Origin of the sequence: Bernardetia sp. ABR2-2B (assembly GCF_037126435.1) — a bacterium.
In the GTDB taxonomy this organism is placed as follows: Bacteria; Bacteroidota; Bacteroidia; order Cytophagales; family Bernardetiaceae; genus Bernardetia.
In genome coordinates this window covers 1591845-1611158 of sequence record NZ_CP147020.1, presented here as the reverse complement: position 1 = coordinate 1611158, position 19314 = coordinate 1591845, and the positions used below count along the sequence as shown (strand labels likewise).

13 protein-coding genes are annotated in these 19314 nt (G+C 32.6%); 8 read left to right on the top strand and 5 right to left on the bottom strand.

Annotated elements, in window-relative coordinates; translation table 11 throughout:
- The first annotated feature begins 12 nt into the window (after positions 1 to 12).
- From WAF17_RS06720 to WAF17_RS06710, 3 genes are all read left to right on the top strand, one after another.
- On the top strand, positions 13 to 690 hold the full coding sequence (locus WAF17_RS06720; protein ID WP_338767923.1) for a hypothetical protein: 678 nt from the start codon (positions 13 to 15) through the stop codon (positions 688 to 690).
- 280 nt (positions 691 to 970) lie between these two features.
- Positions 971 to 3094, top strand: coding sequence for a VWA domain-containing protein (locus tag WAF17_RS06715; protein ID WP_338767920.1), 2124 nt, complete (start codon positions 971 to 973; stop codon positions 3092 to 3094).
- 73 nt (positions 3095 to 3167) lie between these two features.
- A complete protein-coding gene (locus tag WAF17_RS06710) occupies positions 3168 to 3623 on the top strand; it encodes a hypothetical protein (protein WP_338767917.1) in 456 nt (151 codons plus the stop codon).
- 4 nt (positions 3624 to 3627) lie between these two features.
- Here the strand turns inward: WAF17_RS06710 and WAF17_RS06705 are convergent, their stop codons facing one another.
- The 3 genes from WAF17_RS06705 to WAF17_RS06695 form a co-directional block, all read right to left on the bottom strand.
- Positions 3628 to 3813: a hypothetical protein gene (locus WAF17_RS06705; protein ID WP_338767914.1), complete on the bottom strand. Its 186-nt coding sequence runs from the start codon at positions 3811 to 3813 to the stop codon at positions 3628 to 3630.
- 105 nt (positions 3814 to 3918) lie between these two features.
- Positions 3919 to 4200 (bottom strand): transposase, encoded by a 282-nt coding sequence (locus tag WAF17_RS06700; protein ID WP_338770157.1) that lies wholly within the window; start codon positions 4198 to 4200, stop codon positions 3919 to 3921.
- Complete coding sequence (locus tag WAF17_RS06695; protein WP_338767911.1) at positions 4197 to 4397, bottom strand: hypothetical protein; 201 nt, start codon at positions 4395 to 4397, stop codon at positions 4197 to 4199. Before WAF17_RS06695 ends, WAF17_RS06700 begins: the two co-directional genes overlap by 4 nt.
- A gap of 227 nt (positions 4398 to 4624) precedes the next feature.
- Here WAF17_RS06695 and WAF17_RS06690 point away from each other — a divergent pair, with 227 nt between their 5' ends.
- The 5 genes from WAF17_RS06690 to WAF17_RS06670 all read left to right on the top strand — a co-directional run bounded on the left by WAF17_RS06690 (position 4625) and on the right by WAF17_RS06670 (position 17355).
- A complete protein-coding gene (locus tag WAF17_RS06690; RefSeq protein WP_338767908.1) occupies positions 4625 to 6943 on the top strand; it encodes a 7TM diverse intracellular signaling domain-containing protein in 2319 nt (772 codons plus the stop codon).
- Positions 6944 to 7238: 295 nt separating this feature from the next.
- Entirely contained in the window at positions 7239 to 13400 is a 6162-nt protein-coding gene (locus tag WAF17_RS06685; RefSeq protein ID WP_338767905.1) for a hypothetical protein, read from the top strand.
- Positions 13401 to 13463: 63 nt separating this feature from the next.
- Complete coding sequence (locus WAF17_RS06680; protein WP_338767902.1) at positions 13464 to 15554, top strand: hypothetical protein; 2091 nt, start codon at positions 13464 to 13466, stop codon at positions 15552 to 15554.
- Positions 15555 to 15682: 128 nt separating this feature from the next.
- Complete coding sequence (locus WAF17_RS06675; protein WP_338767899.1) at positions 15683 to 15886, top strand: hypothetical protein; 204 nt, start codon at positions 15683 to 15685, stop codon at positions 15884 to 15886.
- A gap of 20 nt (positions 15887 to 15906) precedes the next feature.
- Positions 15907 to 17355, top strand: a complete 1449-nt coding sequence (locus WAF17_RS06670) for a hypothetical protein (RefSeq protein ID WP_338767896.1) — start codon at positions 15907 to 15909, stop codon at positions 17353 to 17355.
- Between the two features lie 33 nt (positions 17356 to 17388).
- Here WAF17_RS06670 and WAF17_RS06665 read toward each other — a convergent pair whose 3' ends face one another.
- Both WAF17_RS06665 and WAF17_RS06660 read right to left on the bottom strand, forming a co-directional pair.
- Positions 17389 to 18066: a DUF1684 domain-containing protein gene (locus WAF17_RS06665; protein ID WP_338767893.1), complete on the bottom strand. Its 678-nt coding sequence runs from the start codon at positions 18064 to 18066 to the stop codon at positions 17389 to 17391.
- A 43-nt stretch (positions 18067 to 18109) separates the two neighbouring features.
- Positions 18110 to 19273: a pepsin/retropepsin-like aspartic protease family protein gene (locus WAF17_RS06660; protein WP_338767890.1), complete on the bottom strand. Its 1164-nt coding sequence runs from the start codon at positions 19271 to 19273 to the stop codon at positions 18110 to 18112.
- Between the last annotated feature and the right edge of the window lie 41 nt (positions 19274 to 19314).

The window sequence follows — 19314 nt, the reverse complement described above, 5'->3', positions numbered from 1 at the left end:
ACTAGATATATTATGAGGTATTTAATTTTATTTCTTTTAGCCAATCTAATTTGTTTTTCAGTTTCTGCACAAGTTTTTTTCAAACAGCGAGTATATGGAAATGAAAAGCGTGAAAAAAATGTAAGCTCAACTATTGAAGTTGAGAGTTCAGTTCAGATGGGAACTATTAGCTTGAATAAAAAAAAGTATAGTTTATATAGTAACCATACGAGCGAATGGAAAGAAAATCCTATAAGGTTTCATAGAAGAACAGGCACTTTTTACCTAGAAGATGAAAAAAAAGCAATTTCAATGACAGCAGGAAGAAATCTAATGAAAGAATTAGGAGAAAAAAAGCTAGTACAAGCTATTGATAAATCTAAAGTGGGAACAGGAGTTGGTAGAGTTATTCAAGGGGTAGGTTTAGTATTTGGGGCTTCTGGTGTTCTCCTTACTTTAGGAAGTGGTTCTGAAATAGGATTAGCTGGTATTTTAATGGGGGGAGCAGGTTGGTACGGAGGAAGGCAATTGGTTATTTTTTCAAGGAATCCAATAAGAAACCGTCTGGTTGATTATAATTCTCGTTTAGCAGACATAAAAAAGAATTTTTATCCTAGTTTCAAGCCTTCAAAAATTACCTTCAAACCTGTTCAAATAAGTCCATTTACTCCTTCATTAGCTCCTACTTTAGGATTCTCTTGGAAACTTTAAATCAGTAACCAGTTAATTTCAGAATTGCACTTTGAAAGAATAAATAAAGCCTTATGAACCTCAAAAATTCATAAGGTTTTGTTTTTTGTTTCTTAAAAGAAGTAGAATTGTGTATTTTCGTTTTGCAAACAAATTTAGAAGTCAGATTTCAGAAATTAGAAGTAAAGAAAATTTCAAATTCTGAAATCTAATTTCAAAGGTCTAAATTTGTATTTATTCTCAGTATTTCTCTGCGAACTCTGTGTTTAAAATGTATTCTATCGTAATTTCATTAATATAAATGCCTATCTTTTTAACAGAATATTCTAGTGCTTGGATACTTGTAGCTTTGCTTTTAGGAGCTGGTTATGCTGCTTTGTTGTATTATAAAAGAAGTTCGCCGTGGGGCAAAAACTGGCAAAAAGCATTGGCTGCCATTCGTTTTTTGTGGGTTTCTGTTCTTGCAATCCTGTTAATAGGACTTTTGATGCAGCAATTTATTACTCGTTACGAAAACCCAACGGTTGTTTTTGCGATTGATAATTCGGCTTCAATTTTATTACAAGAAGATTCTACTAAAATAAATTCGGCTTTAAATTCTATCCAACAAACAGCTCAAAACCTTGAAGAAAAAGGATTTGATGTGGAATACAGAACTTTGAGAGAACTAGAAAATGATAGTTTGAGAAATAATATTGATAATAATACGAATAAAATAAACTTCAATTATACTTCTTCTCCTATTAGTGATTTGCTCAAAAGTATTCAAAGTGAATTTGAAAATCGTAACCTTTCTAATGTAGTTTTGCTTTCTGATGGTGCTTACAATCAAGGACTTGCACCTGATATTTCGCCCTATTCTTTTTCACTTCAAACAATTGGAGTAGGCGATACGATTCCAAAAAAAGATATAATATTGAAAAGTCTATTTCATAATAAGATGGCGTATTTAGGAAATCAATTTCCAATCGTGGCAGAAGTTACACATACAGGTTTTGAGAATAGAGAAATTACGGTAATTTTATCACAAAATGGAAAAACCATTTCTACCAAAAAAGCGAAATTTAGTTCTAATCCAAATGACCTTAAAAGTATTGAGTTTTTGATAAAAGCAACCTCAAAAGGCATTCAGCATTATGTTGTTACGATTGTGCCACAAGAAGGAGAGTTTACAAAGCAAAATAATACAGCCCACGCTTATATTGACATTATTGATAGCAAAGAAAAAATTCTTTTAGTTGCTGCTGCGCCTCACCCAGATATAAAGGCATTTCGTGCAGCGATAGAAAAAAATGAGAATTACAAGTTTGATATTTATTTGCCTTATATTCACTTGCCTCATTTACGTACTACTAAATTAGAGGATAAGTATGACCTTATTATTTATCATCAATTTCCTGATAAAATGGGAAGACCACTACCTGTTTTAGAAAAACTTCGCAAACTCACTTCTGCCGAGCTTTTTGTTATTGGAGCGCAAAGTGATTATAATGCTTTTAATTCATTGAATACAGGTGTGAAAATTCGTCCTTTAGGGAATCAATCTGATAAAGTAATTCCATTTTGGAACTCCAATTTTTCAAAGTTTTATCTAACAGACGAACAAAAAAGCCGTTTTGCTTCCTATCCTCCTGCGCTTGTTCCGTTTGCTGATTATGATATTTCGCCACAAGCTGAAATTATGTTGTATCAACGAGTTGGAAATATTCAGACCAAAAAGCCATTAGTAGTGATGAGTGAAAAAAATGGCAAAAAAGCAGGAGTTTGGCTTGCCGAAAATACGTGGCAATGGCGATTAAATGAATATGCAGAAAATAAAAATCAAGAAGGATATGATGCACTTTTGAGTAAAATAATTCAATATCTTTCTACTAAAGAAGACAAAAGACGTTTTAGAGTTGCGCCGACAGCTTCACAGTTTTCTACTTCTGATGGTGTGAGTTTTGATGTAGAAATTTATAATGCGATTTATGAACCACTTTTAGGGCAAAATATTCGTTTAGAAATTAAAGATGAAGAAGGAAAAACAAGAACTTATACCTTTACAAATAATGCTTCTCCCTTTAGATATTCTGCTTCTGCACTTCCAGAGGGAGCATATTCTTTTAAAGCAACTACTCAACTAGACGGGAAAACAGAAGTTTCAATCGGGCAATTTACAGTAAAAGAAATAAAATTGGAAAGCTTAAATGCTACGGCAGATTTTGGTGTTATGCGAAGACTGGCACAGCAAAATAAAGGAAATTTTTATACGCTTAATAATCTACAAGTTTTGCAAGATTCTCTACAAAATCAGATTCCTACACCGACGGTTTTTAGAAATGAACAGCTTTCAGAAGTAATTAATTTATGGTGGATTATGCTCTTGATTATTGGACTTGCTAGTTTTGAATGGGGAGTACGAAAATTTCAAGGAGGGTATTAAGTCAGTTATCAGTAAAGCTGAAATCATTTTTATAACAGACTTCCTAGTCTGTTTCATAAAAATAGATACTAAGATGAAAAATAGTTTATCATACAAAACTCAAACTAAACTTGAAGAACTTGGAGGGGCAATGATGAGTCAAAGGTTTTATTTTGATTTTATAATTGATGGAAAACCTTTGTCTGAATTATTAAGTGTGAAAGATTTCGGAATGATAGGAGTAATCGAGACATCTAGCAACAGTAATTACCGAGAAGAAAAAATAAAGGAACTTTTACTAGAAAAAGAACCAGAATTAGAAAATGGTAGGATAATGATTTATGGCTGCTCCGAATGTTTAGATATTGGTTGTGGAGCAATGACTGTCAAAGTCGAAAGATTAGATGATTCAATTGTTTGGAAAGATTTTGCTTATGAAAATGGATATGAAGAAACAGATTTTGAAGAGTATAAAAAAATAGGCTCATTTGTATTTGACCAAAAAGCCTATCAAGATTTATTTACAGAAATAAAATATTGTATTGAATAAAATATCAACCCCCACAGCCCAATAAACGATTGTAACGTTCTCTAGCTTCTGCTCTCAAGTCTTCTTGTTCTTCATCTGAGAGTTCTGTGATTTTCTCTTTTGAATTTTCAATATGAGTTTTCTCTTCTTGATTTTGGATAGGTTTTTTTTCTACTTCTTTGTCTTCTTCTTTGTTTTGATGCTTTTTCATTGTTGTGAAAGTTTTGAGATTGTTTTTTATTAGTTTACGGTAAATAGATCTAAATTGTTGTTGTTCAGCAACTTTATTATCTTTGAAAACGTTTCTATTCAACACCTACAAATAGACAGGTTCTAAAGGACGGTTTTGCCATGCTACGATGTCATTGGTAATGCTATCTGTAATACGTGAAATGGTACTAGGAGAGACCTCAAAATTATAGACTTCTTTAATTTGAGCTTCAATATCAGAGACACTCATTCCTTTGGCATAGAGCGAAACAATCACATTTTCAATACCTTCTACCATACTTTTTCGTTTGGGAATAAGCATTGGGTTAAAAGAGGCTTCACGGTTTCTAGGTACTTTGATTTGAGATTGACCAAAACTGGTCTTTATGCTCTTAGTGCTGTGTCCATTGCGTTTGTTCTGTGTAGGACTTTTTGATGTTTTTCGTACTCTAAATGAGCATCTAGTTCTCCTTCCAACATTTTTTCTATCCCTCGTTTTTGGAGAGCTGTTAAAAAGTTGGTAAGGTCTTTACCTGTTTTGAACTGTTTAAAAAAATCATCATTAAATATCTCTTCTGGATTCATCGTATGTAAAGTTTAAGAGTTGAAAAGAAAAAAGAAAATAACATAGTTTGGGACATGTCCCAAACTATGTTATTTTCTACTTACACACTTGATGGGATACTCCCTATTTTAATTTGACTTCAAGTCTAATTCGCTTTTACAAAAAAATATCCTTTTCTTGTTGCATCAAAAGATTGTTTTAATTGACATTCCCAATCAGAGAATTACCACTACTACTATTATTTTTTATGTTTCTTGTCTCATTACTAAGAAAGCAATACCCTTTGGGAATATCATTTAAAAAGTGTGTTTATGTAGCCTTTACTTTTAGCCTTTTTATCTCACTTTTAACTTGCCTGTCTTTGAAAGCACAGGCTTATACTTTTCATACGTTAGGCAAAGAGGTATCTATACTTGAAGATGCTAAAAGAACACTCACACTTCAAGACTTACTAGGAAATGAATCCTATAATTTTGAACAAAATACATTAGAATATATAAATTTAGAAAGTTCTTATTCGTCTTTTTGGCTCAAAATACCTTATCAAAGTATCTCAAAAGGAGATAACCGTATTGAATTAGGAGCAGGTTCTTTAGATGAGATTACTTTCTATCAAGTAAATGCTCAAGGAAAAATTATTCAACAAATTACGACAGGAGATAATTACCCCTTTTCAAGTCGTCCTTTTCAAGTGGGCTATTTTACATTTCCAGTCGAAGAAGTTTCTGAAAGTATGATTTACATACGCATCCGTTCGCTACAACCCCTTTTGTTTTCTTTTCGTTCTTGGTCTGCAGAGAATTACCTTGCCTTTGTTCGTGATTTTGATTTTGCTCAAGGCATATACTTAGGTTTTATGATTCTAGTCATTTTATATAACCTTTTTGTTTTTCTGATTAATAGAGAACTTGTGTATCTGACTTATGTGCTTTATGCTTTTTTTACAATGTTTTTTATGGCAAGTATTTATAGCTATTCTTTTAAATACTTGTGGCCAGAAATACCAGAGCTAAACCAGTTTATTATCCTACAAGCTGCTCTGATGCAAATTTTTGCTGTAATTTTTACCAAGACTTTTTTTGCAAAAATTATATTGCCTAAATGGCTTTCATATCTTTTAAACTTCTATATTGTTTTTGGATTTCTGATTATTCTATTGGTTTTTTCCAGCTTCAAAATTGAGGCTTGGATGTTATCACAAGTGGGAATTCTGACCTTAGGAATTGTATTGCTTATCACAGGAATTTTAAGTTATTACCGAGGGTTTAGACCTGCCAAATATTATTTATTAGGATGGGGATTCTTGACACTAGGTTTTATCTTAGCCATAGCCCAAACGTTGGTTTTGTTACCTCCTAGTAATTACTTAAATCCTGTACAATTAGGCTCAGTCCTAGAAGTTTTGTTTATTTCTTTTGCTTTGGGAGACAAAAGAAATGTATTGAAAAAAGAACATGAAATTAAGCAGTTGCAGACTTTAGAAACTAAAAAAGAAAACCAAAAAGTTATACCAAAACAAAACGTAATACAGGAAGAAAGAGTTAGAAATAATCAGTTTTCTTTAAGTAAAGAAACTATAATTTCATTTTTTACACGACAGTATCCACTAGAAACTTCTATTCAAAAACGCATTTGGACTTGTGTAGTTTATAGTCTGTTTATCAGCTTTTTCTTGCTCATTTTTCAGCCTTTTGGAATAGCTTACGGACATCAATTAAATATTTTTGAGGTCGCTTTTGGGTCTGGACTTATTTGTTTTACTGTAATGTTTGCATTTCAAGTAGTAGCATTCTATTTTTTTCCTAAACTATTTCAAACTGAAAATTGGACAGTAGCAAAAGAACTTGTAGTAACCATTATCAATATTGGAACAATAGGTTTTGTAAATATTTTATACGCTAATTGGGCTGGTTTTATTGACTTAACAATTTGGGGAATCCTAAAATTTGAATTTTATACTATTTCTGTGGCTGTTTTTCCTATTCTTATTTCATTTTATATCAAAAATTATTTTGAAACAAGGAGAAAATTGATCTATGAAACTACTAAGCTGCCTAATAACAAAGAACAGTTTCAAAATAATTCTGTAGGAATTGAATTTGAAAGACTAGAAAAAATAGAGGAAGTAGAGAAACAACTAGAAGTATCACAGCATAAAAAAACAGAACCTACTCTTACAGAATCATTGCAAATAAAATCTAACCTTATCTCTATACCAACTGAAAACAAAGAAGAAGATTTTAAAATAGAATCAGATAATTTACTCTACATTCAAGCTGCTGATAATTATTTAGAAATTATTTTTTTAGAGAATAAAATCATTTCAAAAAAACTAATTCGCAATACACTCAAATCTATTTCAGAAATTTTAGAAAAAGATTTTCCTCAATTTTTTCGCTGTCATAAAAGTTATCTTATCAATCTTCATCAAGTAAAACACATTTCTGGAAACTCACAAGGCTACAAATTACACTTATTTTATGGCGATGAGCTTATCCCTGTATCAAGAAAAAACAATTCTATCATTAAGCAAAAAATAGAAATATTCACAAAAAAACAGGATTAAGTTATATAATTACCTTGCCATTCGCCCCAAAAGTTACCGTTTGCCTCATTTTACTTGCCTTACAGAACCTTTTTAAAGATTTTTGACGTAACATATTTTAACAAGTCAAAGGAGTAAGTTATTTCTGTATTTTTAAAGTAGTCTTAACTCACTTGTTCTATATATAAATCAGTAATATCAAAAGTTAAATCAGAATACCAATACTCATTTTTATCAAAAAATGAGGCTATAAAATAATGTCTTTTCTAAATAAAAAATAGGAAAACAATCATTACATAAATCATCATCAATACTAATGAGGACACAAAAATACCAAACTTACCTATCAATTTTAGCATTTTTATTTGTTTGTATTCTTAACATTCAAACAGCTTTTTCACAACCTATAAACGTGACTGTTACAGTCGTTCCTCCGTATTCTATTTATTTAGAAAATTATATCAATAGAGGAAATTCTGTAATTATTACGCTTACCAACACAAGCAATGAAACCAAGCAAATCCGTCTAATTCCTTCTTTAGAAGGAAATAATGGTGTTTCTGTCAGAGTAAAAGAGAGTTACTTTCCGACTGCTCCTATTGTTCTAAATCCACGACAAACAAGAACTTTTACTTACAACCAACTGCAAAGTTTTAATGCAAATCTAACAGAAAACGACGTACAAATACAAGGGGTTTCTGTTTCTACATTGGCTCAAAATGAGGCTCTTCCAGAAGGTGCTTATTCATTGTGTATAAAGGCTTTTGAGTTTCAGAATAACACACTTTTATCTTCTGAGTTTGGTTGTGCTTCGATTGTCATTACCAATTATGACCCTCCAATTATGGTTTTGCCACTTCATGAAGCCAAAATAAATCCTAGTACACCTCAATTTGTGAATTTTGTTTGGACTCCTGCTGGTGTGCCTTCAAAAACTCGTTATCGTTTAGAAATTGTGGATATGAGTGCAAATAATTTATTCAATATCAACGATGCTTTTAATAATCCATCTATTCAAACTTATTTTGAGAAAGATAATATTATCACAAATACATTTTCATATACTTTGGCGATGCCTCCTTTGCAAGAAGGACGAAAATATGCGCTTCGTGTAACGGCTTACGACCCTAGCAATTCGATTCAATTCAAAAATCAAGGACACAGCCCTGTTACTTCTTTTACTTATGAAGATGATAAAATTGTAGTTGTGGGTGATGGAGATAACGAAGGTGATGATGATAACGATAATGATGGAGAAGATGATAATCCTCCCCCTCCTGATGATGTAGTAGTCGTTGTGGATGGAGGTGATTTACCAAACGATGACGATAATCCAAACATTCCTAAAGACCCACAAGATTCGCCTGAATGTATGGCTGCTTGTCAAATTGTTGCGCCTACACCTTCTGCACCCCTAAAGCTTTCAGTAGGACAAGAAATAATTGCAGGAAAATTTAAGATGAAAATTACTTCTATCAATGGAAATAATTCGGGAGAAGGGACAATTTTGGTAGCCTTTCTGAATGCTCCTATAAAAGTAAAATTTAATAATCTGAAAGTAAATGATAACTTTCAACTCTTTGATGGAAATATTTATGCAAAGGTAGATAATCAAAACTTGATTAGTCAAGCCATAAGTGAAAATCCAAATGCAGATTTGGAAAGCATCGCTAGTAAAGCCAAACAAATCAATCAGTTTTTAGGAAATGTCTCAAGACAAGTTTCTAAATTGGGTGGAAATGTTCCGATAGGTTTGCCTTTAAGTTTAGATAATAATAATTATAATTTGGCGATTGTCGGAATTATTTTTTCTCCAACGGAAGCCAAAATGCACACTGTTTTGGGAGTGGAAATTCCACAAGTTGTACAGAATGACCTTTTTATGCTTACAGGAACAGGCTTGGGAATCCGTCCGAATGGTTTTTGTGCTGATACAGAAGGTAGAATTTCACTTTCTAGTGATAAAACCTTAAAACTTTCGAATGATTTGACATTAATCCTAGAAAAAGGACAGCAAAATACGTATGCAAATTTTAGTTGTAAAGGAATCGAAAACGTAGCTTTAAAAGGTCATTTGGAGTGGTCAAGAAATAAAGTTTTGCCGTATCAAGATAACAAAGTAGTTCAGAACGAAAACAAAAAACTACAAGCAACTTTCCAAACAGAAATCGAACAGGCTGGAGGTTGGATTTTTGAAGCTGATTTTAATTATCCTTCTTTTGTACTGCCATCGGCTCAAAACTTGGTTTTTGCTGCGCCTTCTTTGTCGTTGGATTTGTCAGGTAAAAAAACACCTACTTCTGTCAAACAAAAACATCAAAAAGGAAATGATTGGGTAGGAGTTTATATTCAAAACTTGAGTGTAACGCTGCCAAAAGTATTTAAGAAAGATAAAAAGGCTTTAGTGTTGGAAGCTGATGAATTTATCATAGACAAGTTAGGTTTTTCTGGAAAAATTGATGCAAGTGGAGAATTACTTTCTTTAAATGATGGAAATGTTGATGACTGGGCTATTTCACTTGAAAAGTTTGGAATTACACTCAAAAATAGTTCGCTTTCTGGTGGACTTATGGAAGGAAACCTCAAAATTCCTCTGACTGATGAAGCCTTGAGTTATGAAGGCTCTATCAATCAAGCCAATCAAAATGGAGATGCTGATTTTATTTTTTCTGTCATAACTAATGAAGAGTATTCAGTGTCAGCTTGGGTGGCTACTTTAGATTTGGACGAAGACTCGAAAATTACCATCAAAGAAAAGAATAATAAATGGGGCGTTGATGCCGAATTAAATGGAGCGATAAGTATCAACTGGGCAGATGGAAAAGCCAAAAATTCGGAAGGACAAGAAGAAGAATTAGATAAAAATAATGTATCTAGTTTTTCACTTCCTGATATTCGTTTCGAAAAACTAGCTTTAAAAAGTGGCTCTAATAAGCTCATTCAGTCTTTTACAAAGTTTGCTTTAGAAAACCCAAACCAACCACAAAGTCGTTTGGCAGACTTTCCTTTATCCTTTGATCCTGAGAAACCTTTAGAACTTACTTCTGTACAAAAAGGCAATGGAGAAATATATGGGATAAAGTTATCACCACAACTCACGCTTATAAACCTTGCTAACGGAATAAAAGGAGGAACTACTTTTACTGTTTTTTCTAAGTATAATAAAAATACTAAAAAGTTAAGTTATGAAGAAACTTCTTTAAACAGTATTAATATTGATGCAAATATCGGTGTAGCTCACTTTACAGGAGAAGTTGATATTTATAAACAAGACCAAACATTTGGTAATGGTTTTAGAGGTGCAGTAAGTGTTGATATTCAAAAGCTAGTAAAAGTAGATGCTACATTACAGATTGGAAAAACACTTTCTATCAAAAACAAAAATAATCAAGTTACAAAAGAAGGATTTAGATACTGGTATTTTGATGCAATGGCATTGCTAAAAACAGGTATTCCTATGACTACTTCTTTGTCTGCCTATGGTTTTGGTGGTGGTGCGTGGTACAATATGAAACGAGGAGAAACGCCAAAAGCAGTTTCTTATGAGCAGTTTGAAACAGTTGATTTTGATCCAAATTCAGAAGCAGGGCAAACCGTTTCAGGAACTACATTTACACCTCAAAAAGACAAATTTGGTTTCAAAGCCAATATGGTTTTGGGGCTTTCTGGTGGTGCAGATGCTGCTTCTAGTTTTAATGCTGATTTAGGTTTTGAAGTATTTATGCGAAATGATAATGTAAAAGGACTAGCTTTAGATTCGCTTATTTTAAAAGGCGATGGTTATTTTATGCAGCCAATTGATTTACCAATGGCAGAAAAAATAAATGCTGTGGCTAGTGCTTCGGTCAGAATAAAAATTGATGCCATCAAACCTGCTTTTAATATGGCTGGTGCAATCAATATAAAAGCTGGAGATGTGGTGCAAGGAAACGGAAACCTTGAATTACATTTTGAACCAAACAAATGGTATCTGAATTTAGGAAAATGGTCAAAATCACAAGCTATGCAAGATGAGCCTTGGAATGACAAGAGCCGTTTGAATATGAATATTGATTTGAAAGTTACCACACTTTCTTACAATGGTTATTTTATGATGGGAACGCATATTCCTCAATATTTGCCATCTGTCCCTAAAAAAATACGTCAGACACTCAATCTTCCAATATCACAAAAGGCACAATACCAAGAAGCGCAAGAAGGAAAAGGTTTTGCAATGGGACTAGGTTTCAGAAGAGCTTTAGATGCAAAGTTTTTGTTTCTCTATGCTGACTTTGAACTCTTTGCAGGTTTTGATATTCTTCTTGCTAAATATAGTGATGAAACACTTTGTAATAATAAATCTGATTTTGGAATCAATAAATGGAGAGCAAAGGGACAAGCTTACGGATATTTTGGTGGAGAAGCAGGTTTTAAAGGAAAACTATTTGGTAAAGAGAGGGAATTCAAAATAATAGACTTGAAGAGTGCTGCACTTGTAGAGGTAGAAGCTCCAAATCCTAGTTATTTGGGTGGAAACTTTGTCGTAAAGGGTGGACTTTTAGGAAATCGCATCAAAATAAATATGGATTTTGAATTTGAGTTTGGCGAAAAATGTGAGTTTACAGGACAAGGAAATAAAAATCCTTTTGATGATTATCCTCTAATTTCTCAAATTGCTCCAAAAGAAGGCTCTAAAAAAGCAAGTGTAATGACTGACCCAAGCGTATCTTTTAATTTGGGAATTGGTAGAGATGAAAGCCAAGGCATTACAAAGTATTATTCAGGTAATACCTACAAATTGGTTGTACCTGCCGAAAACGAAGATGAGCAAGATGAAGTCAGTACAGTTTATGTTCGTTTGCAAAAAGCTGAACTATCATATCAAGAAGGAGGAAAAAAGATAATTGTAGAAGGTAAAACCAAATTCGATAAATACCAAAAAGAAGCCTATTTTGTAGCAAAAGAAGCCTTAAAACCAAAAACAAAATATACGTTTTATGTAGAAGTTTCAGGTTGGGAAATTGAAAATAATATTCATACCAAACTAGCTACTCAACATAAATCAACTTCTTTCACAACAGATACAGGATTAAAGAAGATTCCTCAAAGTCAGATTGTGAGTGCAAATCCTTTTGCAAGGTCTCGTTATGCCTTTAAAGGCGCAAGGTGGGGTAATGTAAAACTTACAAAGTCTATTTGCGACCAACCTTTATTTGAAAAACTACATATTTCTGAAGGCTCAACTATTTTTGTAACTCGTTTTACAGACCTCAAAACAGGCAAAAGCATAGATACAGATAAGGTAAACTGTACTTTTGACCAAGTTAATTTCCAAATTCCACAATTAGAAGGTTCTACCATTTATGAAATCAGTATTATTCGTATTGATAAAGAAGGAAATAATAACTTGTCAGCAGGAGCAAACACGAATCAAATAGAGAAAAATATTGGAGGAAGTAGTATGGCATATTATACAGCTCTCAAAGGCAGCCGTAACTCTAAAAAACAAGTTGAAACCAAACTTCTTACTTATCATTTCAGAACTGGAAAGTATAATAAAATGATAGATAAGATGAATAAAATGAGTATTAAACAAGCTGAATTAGCAACTATATCAATAGGAAATAATCAGTGTGCAGAAGTGGCTATGATTGCCCTTGCTTGTGATGAGCCGATTGATGTAGTGGATGCGTATGGTTATGTACAAGCGACAAGAAAATTAGGTTTCGGGAAAAACTTAGATTTGACTCCACCCACCACAAACGGCATTAGTTTAATGACAGCTTATCAAAATACAAATCAGTTTCCACAAGAATATGCGAACGAGCATTTCAAACATTCTATTTTGAAAGCTAAGTATGGAGAAGGAATTTTAAATTTTGTTCCAACATTCCACCCTACTCGTTATTATGGATTGTATAATTTTGGAAGTAACAAGACGTTTCAACCCCCAATTTATAATTTGGAAATGAGAAATACGATTATGTTTTATCGTCCTCATTATCAAAAGGTTTATAGAGTTGGTTCGAATAGAAACTCATCAAATTATCCAAGTTCTTTATTTAAGCCAAAAGGAATAACGTATACACTTCCCAAAACACTTATTTCGCCTTATGAAATTCAACAAGCAAGAGCAAAAGCTCCAAAGCAAAACTTGAATCTAGGAGGGTTGAATTTACAAATCAATGTTCCAAAACCTTCTAAGAACCAATTTGATAATAACTTAGGTTTTGATAGTAATACAAAATACTACATTCCGATTATCGAATATAGAAATTACATTTTGGCTAGAGATATTCAAAAACTTCAAAAATTTGCACACAATAAGGCTCTTAATGTTAAAGATCACTTTCTGCAAAATGGTCATTATAAAGGAATAACACCTTCAAAATATCAGTCATTTTACACTTCTTTTGAAAGACCTTTATACCTGCTTGGTTCGCACAACTATACTATCACTTTAGAAGGAAAATCTTTCAATTATAAAGTCAAAAAATAACTAAAAAGCCTCGTTGACGACTGCATTTGAGTCTCAACGACGGTTTCTAATCAATAAAAAACAATGAAAAATATATTTTTAATTCTCTTCTTTTTGGGTGTTTCTCTCTCTTTTGCAGTTGCACAAGATAATGACCCTTTTAAAGATTCAGTAAATATTCAAGCAATGGGACGTTTTACAGGCTCGGAAGTGTTGTTGCGCTTTGCTCCTTCTTCACCTTTGCTTTGGCGCACAATGCACAAAAATAAAATTGGTTATACCATTGAAAAAATTTATATTAATAGTGATGATTTCAAAGCTGAAAAAATTACGCAAAGTCCTATTTTACCATATTCATTAGAAGAATGGAAAAACAAAACCAATACAGAAAATGCCTATGTAACAGCAGCAGCAGAAGCAATGTATGGAACAGTTTCAGTAAATACAGCAGCCATTTCTTCGCCTTTTGAAACGGCTAAAAAAACGGAAAATGAAATACAGATGCGTTATGCTCTTGCAATGTTGTCGGCTGATATGGAGAAAGAAGCTGCTCAAGGTTTGGGTTTATCTTTCAAAGATAATTTTCAAAAAACAGAGGGTTTTGCTATTTATTCTATTTATCCTTCTCAAAAAATTGAAGGAATGGAAGTAGATACAGCGATTGTAAGAATTGATTTTACAGAAAAATATGAGCCGTATCCTGTCATTGGAGTTTCGACGGAGGAAGGCGAACACGCAGTAACCATAACTTGGGATAAAGATGGAAATGATACTTTTTCAGCTTTTAAGATAGAAAAATCAACCGATGGAAAGACTTTTTTTACATTAAATGAAAATCCAAGCATTACAGACCAAGATATTCCTTACAACTTTTATATAGATTCAGTTTCTCAAAATTACCAAAAAGCAACGTACAGAATAACAGGGATTACACCGTTTGGAGATATGGGTTTGCCTTCTGAAACGGTAGAAGGACAGGGAATTGATTTATCTCCTGCTGCTGGTTTTGGTGGAATTTTTACAGAAACTTTACCTGATGGTTCTGTAAAAATAATGTGGGAAACAATAGGCGAACAACCTGATTTAGAAGGGTATTTTGTAGCAAAAGCATTAGATGTTGGACACGAATTTATTTATATCAATGAAAAGCCAATACGCTCAAAAGGTAAGAATAATGAATTTATAGACAAAAATCCAGAAGAGGTTTTTAATTCTTATTATACTGTTTATGCTCACGACAAAAACGGAAATATCTCAAAATCAATGACGGCAATGCACACGCTTGTAGATAGCATTCCACCTCAAACACCAAAAAACCTAAAAGGAACGATTGATAGTTTGGGAGTTGTAAGGCTAAAGTGGGAAGAAGGAACAGAAGCAGATTTGAGAGGCTACCGAGTATATTATGCCAATGCAAAAGAAAGAGAGTTTGTACAACTGACCGTTTCTCCGATTGCAAATGACATTTTTTTAGATACAATTTCTTTAAATACACTTTCAAATAAGATTTATTACAAAATTGCTGCAATAGATTTGCGTTATAATGCGTCTGATTATTCTGAAATTTTAGAATTATCTAAACCTGATACTATTCCACCAACTTCGCCTTTTGTTGCTTTTTATGAAGTAAATGAAAAAGGAATTAAACTAGATTTTAGAAGAAGTAGTAGTTTAGATATTTTTTCGCATTCTGTTTTGAGAAGAGAAAAAGAGAGTGATGAATGGCAGGTTTTAGCAACTTTTGAAGATACAACAAGCCAGTTTTTGGATAAGAAAACAGAAAAATCAAAATGGTATCAATATGCTATCCAAGCAAAAGACCAATCTGAAAATTTATCAGCCATTACGACCATTACACCAATTCAATTTTATGATAATGGAAAGCAAAATTTCATTCCAACACTAAAAGCAGAGTTTTCGAAAAAGGAAAAGCAATTACGTTTGTTTTGGGAAGGAAAAGAATGGAAAGACAAGCAAGAGCAAGGTTTTCAAGTGATGATTTTGCGTAAGGAACAAGAAGCTGAATTTGTCGCACTAACGACCATTCAAGAAAATGAATACATAGATTATTCGCTTTATGATAATCAAAAAGGTTTTGTCTATGTCATAAAATTGATTTATAAAGACGGTTCAGAATCTGAATTGAGTAATCAAGTAAAAATTGATTTAAGATAATTACTTCTTTTTCTTTAAAAAACTTTTCTCGTTCAAGCATCTTGCTTAGACACTCTCTTTCGTAAGCATATGCTTACAAAATAATAAGCACAAGATAGAATCTTGCGCTAGAATAACTCCTACTGCTTATGAAATCATTATCTAAACTACTTTTATTGGCTCTTCTCTGTTGTCTTTGTTTTACTGCAACAGCTCAAAATACCGATTCTACTTCAACAAATACTCAAAAAAAATCAAATCTTGTAAACTGGTACGGCTCAATTTCTTCTTCTTTTAATGTATATGGAGTGCGTGGAATCCCACAGCGTTCTAATCCTTTTTTTGGAATGTAACTGGAAACTTTGGTTTGCGTTTGAAAGGTGGCATAGACTTGCCATTTTCTTATACACTAGGCAAACAACAACTAGATTTTCAGCGTCCCTTTTTTCAATTTGGAATGAGTCCTAAATGGAAATTTTTGACACTTCATTTGGGTTACCGAAATTTGACTTATTCAAATTATACCTTAAACGGTCATACTTTTTTGGGAGCAGCCGTAGAAATCAATACTGGAAAATTTCGTTTTGGTGCAATGAATGGAATTTTTAATAGTGATTTGCCACAACAAGAAGTAAAAGATTTGGCTCTTCCTCGCTACAAACGTCAAGGTTATGCTATAAAAGCTGGTTATGGAAATACTCAAAACTTTGTGGATTTGGTGTTTTTTAAAGCAAAAGATGATTCTACTTCTATTTTTCGTCCGACAGATAGCACAGGCGTAACACCTGCTGAAAATATAGCTCTAGGCTTGGTAGGAAAACTGACTATTTTCAAAAAACTGACTTTAGATACAGATGTAGGAGTGAGTTTTTTTACAAGAGATTTGGCTTCTACTTCTTTTCGTAATTTTGAATATACGATTGTCGACCCAAAAGCGTCTTCACGAGTTTCGTATGCAGGAAAAATTGGTCTTGCTTGGAGAGCAAAATCCTATTCTTTGAAATTAGATTATGAACGAGTGATGCCAGAATATCAAACGTTGGGAGCGTATTTTTTTGCCAATGATATGGAACGAATTAGTCTTACGCCTTTTATTTCACTTGCTAAAAATAAAATTTTGGTCAATGGAACGATTGGAATAATGCGAAATAATCTATTGAATACAAGAACTGAAACGACTTGGCGCACTATCGGAAATTTGAATATAAATTTACTTCCAAAACCTCATTACGGCGTTAATTTCAATTATACCAACAATACCAATAATCAAGAAGAAGGCAATATTCCACTTTCAGATTCTTTGCGTATTCGCAATACTGTTCAATCTATTAGTGTTTCTCCATTTTATAACATCATCAAAGATACTTCGCAGGTGCATACAATTTCACTTTCTGCTGTTTATCAACAAGTCAATGATTTTAATATTTTTACACAAGGTTTTGCAGATATGAAAGCCTTAGTTTTTTCATTGAATCATTCTACACAATATATGCAATCTGGTTTTTCGTTTATGTCTGGGCTGAATTTTAATAGAGTAGAAGTTGCTAACTTAGAAAATCTCTTGTATGGTTTTACGCTTGGCGCAGGAAAATCTATCTTCAAAAAGACTCTTCAACTCAATTTTGATGCTTCCTATAATCAAAGTATTGTAGATAAAATTGCTGATGGAAATGTCATTCAATCCAACTTTACGGCAAGTACAACTCTCAAAAAACGTCATACTTTTTCATTCAATTCTTCTTTAATTGCTAATTCTTCAAAGTCTTTTCAAGATTTCCAAGAGTTTAGAGGTGGATTTTCTTATGTATTGAGATTGAAGTAAACTAAGGTTTTGAAAGTTATATTTCTAATCTTCTTACTTTGTTTTCTCATAACTCACACCTGCCAAAACTTTCACATCCAAATGATTTTCTTTTGGAGGAATTGGGCAAGAATATTTATGATTATAAGCGCAATACGGATTGTAGGCTTTATTAAAATCAATCGTAATTTTATCTAACTCTTGTCCATCGGCTGCTTCTCTTTCTGGAATTTGCAAATCAATATAACGTCCTCCGTAATAGGATTCTTGTCCATTACTCAAATCTGTAAAAGGTAAAAATAAGTAATTTTTGTATTCTTCTTTTTTACTTAAATCTTGGCTTTGATAAACATTGAGTATATGTCTTTTGCCAAGTAACTCAAAACTCACCTCTCCAAACTTTTGATAAATTGGTTTTCTGTCTGTTGTGGTTTGCATTTCAAAAGGTTTTCCATCAGTTGTTCTGACAAAATCAGCTTCTACTTTATAACTCTCATCAATTTTGAAAAAAGGTAATGATTGAAATTTTTTGCGCTCACTTTCTTCCAAAGGAGATTCTTTAGCATTTTTATAACTGCTGTTCATTTCTTCTTGAAATGATTTTATTTGAGAAACATAATTCGTTTCATCAGTATTATTACTTGTACTAACTGTTTTGGAACTTTGGCAAGATGAAACAATAAATACAACTAGAAAGGGTAGAATACAGAAAAGCAAATTTACATTTTTCATTGTAGAAGGTTTTATGGTTTGACACTATTTCCTACAAAAATATCTATTTTTTGTAATCTTTCAACTCTATCTTATCGCCATTTTTCATCTCCAAAACTAAAGTGTCAGCTTCAAACATTTTCTTAGCATTTATTATGTAATCACAATGCGATGAAAATAAATCTTTTGGCTTGTGATTATTGACTGAAAGAACGGTATCTCCCAACTGTAAATCTAACTTTGAATTTGTACGATTGACGACCCAAAGCGATTCATTTAGCATTCCTAATAAAAATTTTGTTGGAGCTTCTATTTTTACTTCCTTTTGAGGTTGTAGCAAAATTTTGTCTTCCTCATAATCAATACAAATTGTAAAGTGCTTCAAAAACTCATTTCCTATTAGAGCCTTTCCTAGTTTTGAAAACTCTACCAGTATTTCAGTTTTATAGCCTCCTAACTCTACTTTTAATTTCTTTACAATAAGCGAATCTTCATTTGAGCCATAAATCCCAGAAGTAGATTTATCTAAAATAATCTCAGTTTCTTCACTCTCAAAATGATGTGCCAAAGACAAAGGCAAAACCAAACCACCATTAAAACCAACATCAAAAAGGACATTTTCGACAGTTTTTTCTCCTATTTTTAGGTTTATTTTTGGCGTTCCAGACAAAACAGGACTTTCGAAAGGCAAACTATAATATTCTCCTTCCATAGAAAAAGGAGTATCTGAAAAATAAAGTTTTTGATTTTGATAATTGATTTTCCAATGCGCCAGTTTCATTAAATTTGCTCCAATAAGCCCGTGTTTGGCAATGCAAGGACTAGCTGACTTTTCAGAGTAAACGACCTTTCCTGCACCAATTTTATAAAAGGCTGTTTCTCCAAAAGTGATAGAGTCCAAACGAGTAACTTCAATTTCTTTAGTAACTCCTTGTGCTGTTGAGTTGGATTTAGTCGTAACAGTTTCTAAACCTAAGCCAGTTGCTAGATTATTCTCTACTTTACTATTAAATGCTCCTGTATCAAAAATAAATTCACGTAAAACGGTGTCAGCATTTAGTTTTACTTTTACGACAATCAAATCTTTTTTGAGTTCAAATGGAACTTCTTGAACAAAATTTTTGGCTTTTAATTCTCCCCCTGAAAGTAATCCTACGTTTTTGATGTAGGAACAAGAGGAAATAAAAGTCAGTAAAACAAAAAGCAGAAAGGAAGTATAATTTTTCATTGTTTTTAAATATATGTGACTGTATCAATAGTTTGCTCAAG